This window comes from Cupriavidus sp. FW306-01-F10A (assembly GCF_058782785.1).
The window spans coordinates 150,817-161,026 of the sequence record NZ_JBYSYA010000015.1 but is presented as its reverse complement, the minus strand read 5'-3'; the positions used below and the strand labels follow the sequence as shown (position 1 = coordinate 161,026).

The following is a 10,210-nucleotide window of genomic DNA, read 5'->3' as shown; positions in this document are numbered from 1 at the left end:
AGACACTGCCAGCCAGTCTAGTTGTGTTACCCATGTCCCCGAACAGGTGTTACCTATGTCCCCGGTCTATACACCGCTGAGGGGAGAGGGAACACAGTCGGTTGTGTTGTGCTGTCGCCTTACGGCCGCGCCAGCTCCTTTTCTCCCGGCTTCACATACATCGAATTCCTCGGCTGCGCCAGCACGCGCCGCACCATCGGCTCGAAGAACGACAGCGGCAGCGTGTCGTAGTCCGTCATGAAGGCGGCACCGTCGTACTTGCGGCAGAACTCCGCGGTGCGCTCGAACAGCTCGGGCTGGCTGCGGTATTGCTCGCGCAGGTTGCGGTCCAGGCCGAGGTGATGGAAGAAGTAGTAGCCCTGGAACACGCCGTGCTTTTCCACCATCCACAGGTTCTCTGGGCTGACGAATGGCTTGAGGATGGCGGCGGCAATGTCGGGATGATTGAAGCTGCCGAGCGTATCGCCGATATCGTGCAGCAGCGCGCAGACCACGTATTCCTCGTCCTGGCCGTCGCGGTGCGCCAGTGTCGCGGTCTGCAGCGAATGCGTGAGCCGGTCCACGGGGAAGCCGCCGCAATCGCCATCGAGCAGGCGCAGGTGCGCCAGCACGCGATCCGGCAGCGCCCGCGCGAATGGCATGAATTCGGCGGAGATGGCGGCCCAGTCCTCGCGGGTGCCGTGTTCCATATGGCTGAAGGTGGCGCGTGCAGGCGCGTGGGTGTCGCTCATGCGGGTCTCCTTTGGTGGCAGCGTGCGCGATGGCCGCGCATCGTCTCGCCGTGTTTTGCAGGCATTGTGGCACCCGCAGCGGCGCTACACTGTCAAAAAGCTAACAATGTGCCGGCATATTGCGGCGCACCACCAAGCATGCTGATCCGTCCTTTCCGCCCGGAAGACCAATCCTGCGTCATTGCCTTGTGGCAGGCCTGCGGCCTGACCCGTCCGTGGAACGACCCGCAGCGTGATATCGCGCGCAAGCTGACCGAGCAGCCTGAACTGTTCCTGGTCGGCGACATCGACGGCAAACCCGTCGCCACTGCCATGGTGGGGTTCGACGGGCATCGCGGCTGGGTCTACTATCTGGCGGTACAGCCCGGCCTGCAGGGCAAGGGCTACGGGCGCATGCTGATGGCGCATGCCGAGCAGTTGCTGATCGAGCGGGGCTGCCCCAAGATCAACTTGCTGGTACGCGCAGGCAACCGCGCCGTGATCGATTTCTACGACAAGCTGGGCTATGCGCCCGATGAAGTGGTCAGCCTGGGCAAACGACTGATTCCAGATATTTAGCGGGCACGCCGGACCGACCTCAAGGAGACGACATGACTTTCCACGGAAGCTGCCACTGCGGCGCCATTGCCTTCGAAGTGGAGGCCGACAGCATCCCCAGCGTGATCCGCTGCAACTGCTCGATCTGCCGCCGGCGCGGCCACCTGCTGTGGTTCGTGCCGCGCGCGACGTTCAAGCTGGAAACGCCGGAGAGCAATGCCTCCACCTACCGCTTCAACACCATGAAGATCGCGCACCGCTTCTGCCCGGTGTGCGGCTGCGGTCCGTATGCGGACGGGCAGGACAAGGACGGCAAGCCGATGGCCGCGGTCAATGTGCGCTGCCTGGACAATGTCGACCTGGACAGCCTGAAGGTCATCGACTACGACGGACTGCACCACTGAGGCCGCCATGTTCCGCATCCTGGGCATCGACCACCTGGTACTGCGCAGCGCAGACGTTGACGCGCTGCGGCGCTTCTATGTCGAGGTGCTCGGCTGCAGTGTCGAGCGCGAGCAAACCGAGCTGGGCCTGACGCAGCTGCGCGCGGGCAGCGGACTGATCGACCTGGTCGCGCTCGACGGCCCGCTCGGCCGCGCCGGCGGCGCCGGACCGGGAACGCAGGGCCGCAACCTGGACCATTTCTGCCTGCGCATCGACCCGTTCGATGCCGACGCGGTGCGGGCGCACCTGGCGCGGCATGGCGTGGATGCCGGCGAGGTGGCGCAGCGCTTCGGCGCCGAAGGCAAGGGACCGTCGCTCTATGTGAGCGATCCGGACGGCAACGTGGTCGAGCTCAAGGGACCGCCTGTTCCGGTGACCGCACAGTAACGTGCGTGTCCCGCGCGCGGAGTGCGCGCGGGATCGCTACAATTTCCGACTGGCCCCACGCGCCGCCGTCCATGGCGACCACCCCGCTGGGCCCGCCATGACAACAATAGAAGCCAGCTCCGACGCGGACGCCGCCAGCACCGCCCCAGACGCCAGCCCGGCACGCACCGGACCCGCGCACCCCGCCACGCCGCCGCGCCGGCTGGTCTGGATCCTCGGCCTGACCGAGACCATCTCCTGGGGCACGCTGTTCTTCGCCTTCACCGTTTTCATCGACCCCATGATCCGCAGCCTGGGCTGGTCCAAGCCCTTCCTGGCGGGCGGCTATTCGCTGGGGCTGCTGGTGTGGGCGCTGTGCTCGTTCGCGGTGGGGCGGTTGCTGGACCGCGCGCCGGCGCGCAAGGTGATGGGCGCGGGCTCGGTGCTGGCCGGGCTGGGTCTGCTGCTGTGGGCATGGACGCCGTCGCAGCCGGTGTTCCTGCTGATGTGGGTGCCGATCGGGCTGGCCATGGCGACCACGCTGTACGAGCCCGCCTTCGTGGTACTGCGCCAGGCCTATGGCGACCAGTATCAGAAGCCGATCGTGGTGGTCACGCTGATGGCCGGCTTTGCCAGCACTATCTTCGTGCCGCTGGCGCAATGGCTGGTGATCCATCTGGGCTGGCGCCCGACGCTGATCGGCTTCGCCGCGCTCAACCTGCTGGTCTGCGCGCCGCTGCACGCGCGCATGCGCTACGCGCTGCATCCCACTTATTCCGGCATGACCCCCGCCGACGGCCAGGCCGGCAGCCGCGACATTGCCCGCGCCACGCTGCGTCAGCCGGTGTTCTGGGCGGTGGTGCTGGCCTTTACCGCGACCGCGGTGGTGGCCTCGCTGCTGGGGGCGCACCTGATCCCGATGCTGACCGAAAAGGGCATGCCGGTGGCGCAGCAACTGGTGGTGGCCGCGCTGATCGGCCCGGCCCAGGTGGCGGGCCGCATGCTGATGATGCGCGCGGGGGTGCGCCACCCGGTGCGGCTGTCGCTGCCGGTCTATGCGCTGATGGGCGCCGGGCTGCTGTGCTTTGCGCTGGGGCACGGCGCCTGGCTGATGGTGGCCGCGGTGCTGTACGGCTGCGCCAACGGCGTCAACACCATGCTGCGCGCGATGGCCATGCCGGAACTGATCTCGCGCCATCACTACGCCACGCTCAACGGCCTGATGATGACGCCGGTGCTGCTGATGCAGGCCGCCGCGCCGTGGCTGGGCGCGCTGCTGTGGCGTGCCGCCGGCGGCTACTGGCTGATGCTGTGGGTGATGGTGGCGCTGGCGCTGGGCGCGCTGCTGGCCTTCGGCTACGCGCTGCACCGGCGCGGGCTGCTGCGCGTGGATGCCGCCAGCCGGTAGCGCGGCGTTGTCATACCCGCCTCGCGCCGATGCGGGACAATGACGGCTTTTGCAGGGGCACCGCCGCCCCCCCTGCCGCACCCTCCCATGCCTGAGCCGCATTCCCCGACCGCTTCCGCGCCCTTGCCGGCCACGGTGTCGCGCGCCACGCGCGGCACCATGGCGCTGTTCTTCGTCAATGGCGCCACCTTTGCCACGTGGGGCGTGCATATTCCCACGATCAAGGCACGCTTCGGCCTGTCCGACGCGATGCTGTCGCTGGCGATGCTGGCCGTGGCCGGCGGCGCCATCCTGGCGATGGGCCCGGTCGGGCGCTGGGTAGCGCGCGCGGGCAGCGCACGGGCGTCGATGACGGGCGGGCTGCTGTTTGCGCTGGCCACGGTGGCGATCCTGGCGATGCCATCGTTCTGGCTGCTGCTGCCCGCGCTGGTGGCGTTCGGCATGGCCAATGCGGCTTTCGACGTCGCCATGAACGCACAGGCGGCCACGGTCGAGGCCAGCCGCACGCGGCCCGTGATGTCGGCGCTGCACGGCATGTTCAGCCTGGGCGGCGTGGCCGGCGCGGGTGCGGGCGGCCTGGTGCTGTCACTGGACGTGGCGCCGCTGGCACATGCGGCGATGATGGCGGGCGTGACCGCTGCGGTGGCGCTGGGTACGCTGCCCGGGCTGCTGGCGGACCATCCGGTGCTGCCATCGGCGGCCCACCATCGCGACCACGCGGTGCGCGCGCTGTGGCTGCTGGGCCTGCTGGCGTTCCTGGGCCTGGTCGGCGAAGGCGCGATGTACGACTGGACCAGCGTCTATATGCGCGACGTGGCGCAGGCGCCCGATGGCTGGATCAGCCTGGGCTACGCTGCGTTCTCGGGCGGGATGGCGTGCGGACGCTTCGGCGGCGACCGCCTGCGCGCGCGCCTGGGCGACGGCGCCACGCTGACTGGCAGTGCCTGGCTGGGCTTTGGCGGCATTGCGCTGGCGCTGCTGGTGCCGCTGCCGCTAGCCGCGCTGGCGGGCTTTACGCTGATGGGGCTGGGCGCGGCCAATATGGTGCCGATCTTCTTCGTTGCCGCGTCGCGGCTGCCGGGCGTGGCGCCGGCCGAAGCAATTTCGCGCGTGGCGCGCTTTGCCTACCTGGGGCTGCTGCTGGGGCCGGTGCTGATCGGCGGGGTCGCGCACCTGGCCAACCTGCGCATCGGGCTGGCGCTGGTGGCGCTGACCATGGGCTGGATCGCGCTCGCGGGCGCGCGCTCGGCACGGCGCTACCTGCCGGCGCGCGCCGGCACGCCGGCGGCACAGGCCCCGGCCGAACGGTAACGCGCGTCAGGCCGCCGCGCGCAGCGGTGCGCCGGCGCCCAGGCCCTCGAACACGAAGCTGTCCATGGCGAGCACGCCATAGGTCACCTCATCGGCAACCCGCGACACGCTGGCCGGCGCCGGCCCTGCGCCACTGGCAGCCTGGGGACCCAAGGCCGCGCCCAGCGCCACGAAGAACGGCAGCAGGTGCTCGTCGGTCGGGTGCGCGCGGCGCGCATACGGCGCCTGGGCGCGGTAGTCGGCAATGCGGCCGGTATCGCCGCTGGCCAGGGCCTCGTCGAGGGCATCCGCCATCCAGCCGCGGAAGGCTTCCACATATGGCTCGGCCTGCGGCCCATGCTGGTCGCGCCGGCCGCCGCCAAACACTTCCTGCAGGTTGTGCGTGAAGCTGCCGGAGGCCAGCACCAGCACGCCCTCGTCGCGCAGCGGCGCCAGCGCGCGGCCGATCTCGATCTGCGTTGCGGGCGACAAGTAGGGGTTCAGCGCCAGCTGCACCACCGGCACGTCGGCATCCGGGAAGAAGTGGCGCATCGGCATCCAGGCGCCGTGGTCCAGCGGGCGTTCTTCGTCCTGGCCGACAAACCCGGCACCGGGGACCGCTGCCGCCTCGACCAGGGCCTTGACCCGCCCGGCCAGCGCCGGCGAACCCGGGGCGTCGTAGCGCAGTGCGTACAGCTCGCGCGGGAAGCCGCCGAAATCGTGCCAGGCTTCCTGGCGCTCGCGGCTGGTGACAGCCAGCGTGCTGTAGATCCAGTGCGCCGAGATCACCAGCACCGCGCGCGGGCGCCGGGTGCGCAGTTGCCCGCCCAGCGCATCGAAGGCGGCGCCGGTGGGGCCGGGATCGATGGCGAGCATCGGGGAACCGTGGGAGATGTAGAGCGAGGGAAGCATGGCAGGACCACCTTCAAACTGTTTGTGTACCTGCATCCAGTTTGGCAAAGATCCGCGCTGGGCACGGGCGCCATTTGCGGACACGTCGTGCAAAAAAGTTGAACGGCCGGGCCCAGCGTGGCGTGGCGCACACAGCGCCTCGGTCACCGGCAACGCAGCCAGGGGCGATCGGCCTATGATGCAACCGTGAGCCCCCGGCGGTGTCATCCGGCGGGGCTCCTGCAACGCCTTGATGCCACCGGCACGCCCCGCGCGCCATGTGTGGCCGGAGACTTCGGTGGTACCGCGCATCCCGCGCCGCCCCGGGCGGCACCCTCCCTTCCTGGCCCACTGGTGGCAACCGGGCGTCTACGGCAGCGTGCCCGCCGTCGCCCTGTGGATCCTGGCGCGCCTGCCGGCCGGCTTGCTGGCATCCCTGGCCGGCACGCCCGCTGCGGCAACCTGGCTGAACCATGCCGGCGACACCGTGTTCGTGACCGGCTGGGCCGCCAGTGCGCTGCTGCTGTGGCTCACGCGCCGCCGGCCGGCGCCCACCCATCCAGCCATGCCGGCTACGCCGCCCTCCCCGCCCTCCGGACCGTCGACCCGCCGCCATCCGGCCGCCTGACCGGCGCCGCGCCGATTTAAGGCGGCAGCAGTCCGATCTGAAAGATTTCGCGCGACGCTCCCTCACTATCCTGCGTCGCTAGAATGCGCGGGAGATTGCCGCACGGCAGCGCGCTGCGGCACTGACTGCACAGAGATTGTCCATGTCCGCACGCCAGCGACACCGACGGTTCCACCCCGCGCCTAGCCGCCGCTCGCGACCCCTTTGGCGGACGGCCCTGGCCGCCATGGGCGCGGCGGCGCTGCTGGCCGCCGGCGCGGCACATGCCCAGGGCGCGCCCGGACTGCGCCTGGCCGGGGCCAATGTGCAGCGGCACGCCAACGCGGTGCTGTCGCTGATGGCGTACTCGGTGGTGCCGGACCTTACCTCCAGCTCGCTGTCGATCAACAACACCAGCACCGACGATCCCGGCATCGTCATGTCGCAGCTGGGCGGCGGCTTCACCATCAGCAAGTCGTTCCCGCTCTACCTGGAAGGCGCCATCGCCTACAGCCGCTACGATCCCACCTTCGTTGCCACCAATGGCGCCGAATCCCGCGCCATCCCGACCCGCTGGAACACCTTTTCCGGCACCATCGGCGTGGGCTGGGACTTTCCGCTGACGGCCAACAAGGAACTGGTGTTCCGGCCGATCTTCAACGCCTCGCTGGGCAATGTCTCCAGCGACCTGTCAATCGGCAAGTTCGCGGTCGAGCAGGTCACCGATCGCCAGCTCAACTTCCTCGACGGCGGCAGCCTGAATGCCTACGGGCTGGGCGGCTCGGTGATGCTGGACTGGGAGCACTACCGCGAGAACTACGAGATCGACGTGGAACTGCGCTACACCAATATCCACCTGCAGAGCTTCGGCGGTACGTCCAGCGCGGTCACGGGCACGGCCACGGCGCAGACCGCCAACCTGTGGGCGCGCTGGCGGGCGCCAACCGGGATGCATGCGTTCGACCGGCCGGTACGATACGTGCTTGAGCTATCACATTCACACTACCTTGGCAGCCAGGCCGGCATCCTCGGCTTCAACTACCTGACCACGCTCGGCACCGGGCTGGAACTGGACACCAGCGCGCACGAGGTCTTTGTCACGCGGATCCGGGCGGTGCTGCGCTATGTGTTCGGCAACAACGTGTCGGGCGTCTCGCTGGGGCTGGCGGTCAGCTTCTGAGCGCGTTCACGGCGGTTCAGGGGCGGATGGAAAATTAAGGAATCGCTTAATATCACGGTTTCCCCGCCTTTCCGACGCTTCATGACCGCGACTACCGCCCCCATCCCCGACATTTCAGCCGCCACCCGACGAAAGGCGATCATCGCCGCGACCATCGGCAACGGCCTGGAATGGTTCGACTTCACCGTCTACAGCTTCTTTGCCGTCATCATCGCCAAGCTGTTCTTCCCGACCGGCGATGACCTGACCTCGTTCCTGCTGACCGTCGCCACCTTCGGTGTGGGCTTCTTCATGCGCCCGGTCGGCGCCATCGTGCTGGGCGTCTACGCCGACCGCGTTGGCCGCAAGGCGGCGCTGACGCTGACCATCTTGCTGATGGCGCTGGGCACGGCCATCATCGGGCTGGCCCCGACCTACGACCAGATCGGCCTGTGGGCACCGGCGCTGATCGTGTTGGCGCGCCTGATCCAGGGCTTCTCCGCCGGCGGCGAGGTGGGAGGCGCCACCGCCTTCCTGATCGAGCACGCGCCCGACGCCGAGCGCGGCGCCTACGCCAGCTGGCAGCAGGCCAGCCAGGGCATCTCCTTCATGCTGGGCGCGGCCATGGGCGCGCTGGTCACCAATGGCCTGTCGCCCGAGCAGATCGATGCCTGGGGCTGGCGCATCCCGTTCCTGTTCGGCCTGCTGATCGGCCCGGTCGGCATGTATATCCGCTCGCACCTGGACGAGCCGCCCGAGTTCGAGGCGCGTCAGGCCGCGCGCAAGGCCGCCAAGGTCAAGTTCTCGCCGCTCACGCAGGTGCTGCGCGACCACCCGCGCGAAGTGCTGGCCGGCCTGGGCGTGACCATCCTGTGGACGGTGTGCACCTACGTGCTGGTGTTCTATATGCCGTCGTACGCCAAGCAGCAGCTGGGCCTGCCGCTGGGCGCGACCTTCAAGTCGACCGCGCTGTGCGGCGCCATCATCCTGGTGCTGTGCCCGCTGATGGGCATGCTGTCGGACCGCATGGGCCGCAAGCGCATGCTGGGCATCGTGGCGCTGCTGATCGGCGTGCTGGCTTATCCGCTGTTCCACTGGCTCAATGTGTCGCCGAGCACGCAGACGCTGCTGCAGGTGCAGATCGTGCTGGGCATCCTGCTGGCGGCCTTCACCGGCCCGGCCCCGGCGGTGCTGGCCGAGCAGTTCCCGACCGAGGTGCGCTCCACCGGGCTGTCGCTGGCCTACAACTTCGCCGTGACCATCTTCGGCGGCTTTGCGCCGCTGATCGTGACCTGGCTGATCGAGTCGACGCAGAACAAGCTGGCGCCGGCTTACTACGTGATCGCCGCTGCCGTGGTGAGTTTTATCGCGCTGGTGTTCATGCACGACCGCACGGGCAAGAAGCTGGCCTGAGCCGTCCGCGCCAGTTCCAGGCAAGAAAGCCAGCCGCGAGGCTGGCTTTTTTGTTGCGCGCGGGCAGCCCGTCTAGCCGGCTTCGTCCTCGTCCCGGTGGATATTGATCACATGCCGAGCCTCGAAGCACAGCGGCATGCCCGGGTTCATCTCGTCGGTGCAATACGGCTGGTTATCAAGCTCGCCGGTATAAAGGCTGCCCTCGCGCCCGGTGACGATGACCCACATCCGCTCCACGTGAACCTCTTCGCTGCCCGTCTCGTCCGCGACCAGGATGCGGAAGATCAGCTTGACCAGCTGGCCGGGTGCGAGTTCATCACGCTCCTCGCGCGGCGGCATCCAGAAGGTCTCGGGATGGGCGGCGGCGATGGGCTCGGCGTCGTCGAGCTCCCATCCGTCTTCGTCCAGGGTTGTCAATCGCATGTCCATTTTCAGCCTTCCGCAATCTCTCAGGTGCGGGCATGATCGCAGCAAATGCGCCGGTCGGCGAGAGCCTGGCCGGCGTGCGGGACTTTCAACAGGGAACAGGTGTACCCATGACAAGCAAGAAGGAAGCAGCGGTGCGCTGCGGCTGGTGCGGCACGCTGGAGGACTATTGCCACTACCACGACACCGAGTGGGGCTTTCCGGTCGCCGACGACCGCCGGCTGTTCGAGAAGCTGTGCCTGGAAGGCTTCCAGTCCGGCCTGAGCTGGCTGACCATCCTGCGCAAGCGCGAGGCCTTCCGCAAGGCGTTTGCCAATTTCGACATCGAAAAGGTGGCGCGCTTCAGCGAGCGCGATATTGGGCGCCTGCTCGGCGACGCCGGCATCGTGCGCCACCGCGGCAAGATCGAGGCGGCCATCAACAATGCGCAGCGGGCCCGCGAACTGCTGGAGACAGAATCGTCGCTGGCCGCCTACTTCTGGCGCTTCGAGCCCGATCCGTCCAGCCGGCCCAGGGTGCTGACACCCGAGGTGCTGCGCACCATGGCGACTTCGCCGGAATCCACGGCGCTGTCAAAGGACCTGAAGAAGCGCGGCTGGCGCTTTGTCGGTCCCACCACCATGTACGCGCTGATGCAGGCGATGGGGCTGGTCAATGACCACCAGGAAGGCTGCACGACCCGGGCCGAGGTGCTGGCTGCACGCAAGGTGTTCAAGGTGCCGCGCTAGCGTTGCGTGGACGTATACCCGGCGCGCGCCAGGTATACGCCGGCGCACCAGCGCCATGGCCCGCGTAAACGTCAGGTCAATGCGAACAGCGCAACGGTCCTGTCTATGTCTTTAATATTGTTTACGTATGTAAACATAGTAGTAGTAGGTAAACCAGGCATCAGGCCGTGGATAAGTCACCTTTCTCCTTTCGGCTCAGGGACTTGCAGC

12 protein-coding genes are annotated in these 10,210 nt (G+C 68.2%); 9 read left to right on the top strand and 3 right to left on the bottom strand.

Going from position 1 to position 10,210, the window contains the following annotated elements; all coding sequences use genetic code 11:
- Positions 1-119: 119 nt before the first annotated feature.
- Positions 120-731: an HD domain-containing protein gene (locus AC3WLF_RS21485; RefSeq protein ID WP_492319995.1), complete on the bottom strand. Its 612-nt coding sequence runs from the start codon at positions 729-731 to the stop codon at positions 120-122.
- Positions 732-869: 138 nt separating this feature from the next.
- Here AC3WLF_RS21485 and AC3WLF_RS21480 point away from each other — a divergent pair, with 138 nt between their 5' ends.
- The 5 genes from AC3WLF_RS21480 (at position 870) to AC3WLF_RS21460 (ending at position 4,797) form a co-directional block, all read left to right on the top strand.
- A complete protein-coding gene (locus AC3WLF_RS21480; RefSeq protein WP_492319996.1) occupies positions 870-1,289 on the top strand; it encodes a GNAT family acetyltransferase in 420 nt (139 codons plus the stop codon).
- A gap of 32 nt (positions 1,290-1,321) precedes the next feature.
- Positions 1,322-1,672 (top strand): GFA family protein, encoded by a 351-nt coding sequence (locus AC3WLF_RS21475; protein ID WP_013958300.1) that lies wholly within the window; start codon positions 1,322-1,324, stop codon positions 1,670-1,672.
- A 7-nt stretch (positions 1,673-1,679) separates the two neighbouring features.
- Positions 1,680-2,099 carry a VOC family protein gene (locus tag AC3WLF_RS21470; protein WP_492358817.1) on the top strand — a complete coding sequence of 140 codons (420 nt, stop codon included), beginning with the start codon at positions 1,680-1,682 and terminating at the stop codon, positions 2,097-2,099.
- A gap of 97 nt (positions 2,100-2,196) precedes the next feature.
- Positions 2,197-3,486 carry an MFS transporter gene (locus AC3WLF_RS21465; protein WP_492319998.1) on the top strand — a complete coding sequence of 430 codons (1,290 nt, stop codon included), beginning with the start codon at positions 2,197-2,199 and terminating at the stop codon, positions 3,484-3,486.
- Between the two features lie 87 nt (positions 3,487-3,573).
- A complete protein-coding gene (locus AC3WLF_RS21460) occupies positions 3,574-4,797 on the top strand; it encodes an MFS transporter (RefSeq protein WP_492358816.1) in 1,224 nt (407 codons plus the stop codon).
- Between the two features lie 6 nt (positions 4,798-4,803).
- Here AC3WLF_RS21460 and AC3WLF_RS21455 read toward each other — a convergent pair whose 3' ends face one another.
- Positions 4,804-5,688: a DODA-type extradiol aromatic ring-opening family dioxygenase gene (locus AC3WLF_RS21455; RefSeq protein ID WP_492320000.1), complete on the bottom strand. Its 885-nt coding sequence runs from the start codon at positions 5,686-5,688 to the stop codon at positions 4,804-4,806.
- Between the two features lie 232 nt (positions 5,689-5,920).
- Here AC3WLF_RS21455 and AC3WLF_RS21450 point away from each other — a divergent pair, with 232 nt between their 5' ends.
- The 3 genes from AC3WLF_RS21450 to AC3WLF_RS21440 all read left to right on the top strand — a co-directional run bounded on the left by AC3WLF_RS21450 (position 5,921) and on the right by AC3WLF_RS21440 (position 8,846).
- Positions 5,921-6,295, top strand: a complete 375-nt coding sequence (locus AC3WLF_RS21450; RefSeq protein ID WP_492320001.1) for a hypothetical protein — start codon at positions 5,921-5,923, stop codon at positions 6,293-6,295.
- 226 nt (positions 6,296-6,521) lie between these two features.
- Complete coding sequence (locus tag AC3WLF_RS21445) at positions 6,522-7,454, top strand: hypothetical protein (RefSeq protein ID WP_492352469.1); 933 nt, start codon at positions 6,522-6,524, stop codon at positions 7,452-7,454.
- Between the two features lie 81 nt (positions 7,455-7,535).
- Positions 7,536-8,846 (top strand): MFS transporter, encoded by a 1,311-nt coding sequence (locus tag AC3WLF_RS21440; RefSeq protein ID WP_013958307.1) that lies wholly within the window; start codon positions 7,536-7,538, stop codon positions 8,844-8,846.
- Positions 8,847-8,918: 72 nt separating this feature from the next.
- Here AC3WLF_RS21440 and AC3WLF_RS21435 read toward each other — a convergent pair whose 3' ends face one another.
- On the bottom strand, positions 8,919-9,275 hold the full coding sequence (locus tag AC3WLF_RS21435; protein WP_492320004.1) for a DUF2314 domain-containing protein: 357 nt from the start codon (positions 9,273-9,275) through the stop codon (positions 8,919-8,921).
- A 107-nt stretch (positions 9,276-9,382) separates the two neighbouring features.
- Between AC3WLF_RS21435 and AC3WLF_RS21430 the strand changes: the two genes are divergently transcribed.
- Positions 9,383-10,000, top strand: a complete 618-nt coding sequence (locus AC3WLF_RS21430; RefSeq protein ID WP_492358815.1) for a DNA-3-methyladenine glycosylase I — start codon at positions 9,383-9,385, stop codon at positions 9,998-10,000.
- The last annotated feature ends 210 nt before the right edge of the window (positions 10,001-10,210 follow it).

Bases quoted from the DNA above. Each gene is read 5' to 3' on its own strand.
- AC3WLF_RS21485 (WP_492319995.1), bottom strand. From the start codon at position 731: ATGAGCGACACCCACGCGCCTGCACGCGCCACCTTCAGCCATATGGAA.
- AC3WLF_RS21480 (WP_492319996.1), top strand. From the start codon at position 870: ATGCTGATCCGTCCTTTCCGCCCGGAAGACCAATCCTGCGTCATTGCC.
- AC3WLF_RS21475 (WP_013958300.1), top strand. From the start codon at position 1,322: ATGACTTTCCACGGAAGCTGCCACTGCGGCGCCATTGCCTTCGAAGTG.
- AC3WLF_RS21470 (WP_492358817.1), top strand. From the start codon at position 1,680: ATGTTCCGCATCCTGGGCATCGACCACCTGGTACTGCGCAGCGCAGAC.
- AC3WLF_RS21465 (WP_492319998.1), top strand. From the start codon at position 2,197: ATGACAACAATAGAAGCCAGCTCCGACGCGGACGCCGCCAGCACCGCC.
- AC3WLF_RS21460 (WP_492358816.1), top strand. From the start codon at position 3,574: ATGCCTGAGCCGCATTCCCCGACCGCTTCCGCGCCCTTGCCGGCCACG.
- AC3WLF_RS21455 (WP_492320000.1), bottom strand. From the start codon at position 5,688: ATGCTTCCCTCGCTCTACATCTCCCACGGTTCCCCGATGCTCGCCATC.
- AC3WLF_RS21450 (WP_492320001.1), top strand. From the start codon at position 5,921: ATGCCACCGGCACGCCCCGCGCGCCATGTGTGGCCGGAGACTTCGGTG.
- AC3WLF_RS21445 (WP_492352469.1), top strand. From the start codon at position 6,522: ATGGGCGCGGCGGCGCTGCTGGCCGCCGGCGCGGCACATGCCCAGGGC.
- AC3WLF_RS21440 (WP_013958307.1), top strand. From the start codon at position 7,536: ATGACCGCGACTACCGCCCCCATCCCCGACATTTCAGCCGCCACCCGA.
- AC3WLF_RS21435 (WP_492320004.1), bottom strand. From the start codon at position 9,275: ATGGACATGCGATTGACAACCCTGGACGAAGACGGATGGGAGCTCGAC.
- AC3WLF_RS21430 (WP_492358815.1), top strand. From the start codon at position 9,383: ATGACAAGCAAGAAGGAAGCAGCGGTGCGCTGCGGCTGGTGCGGCACG.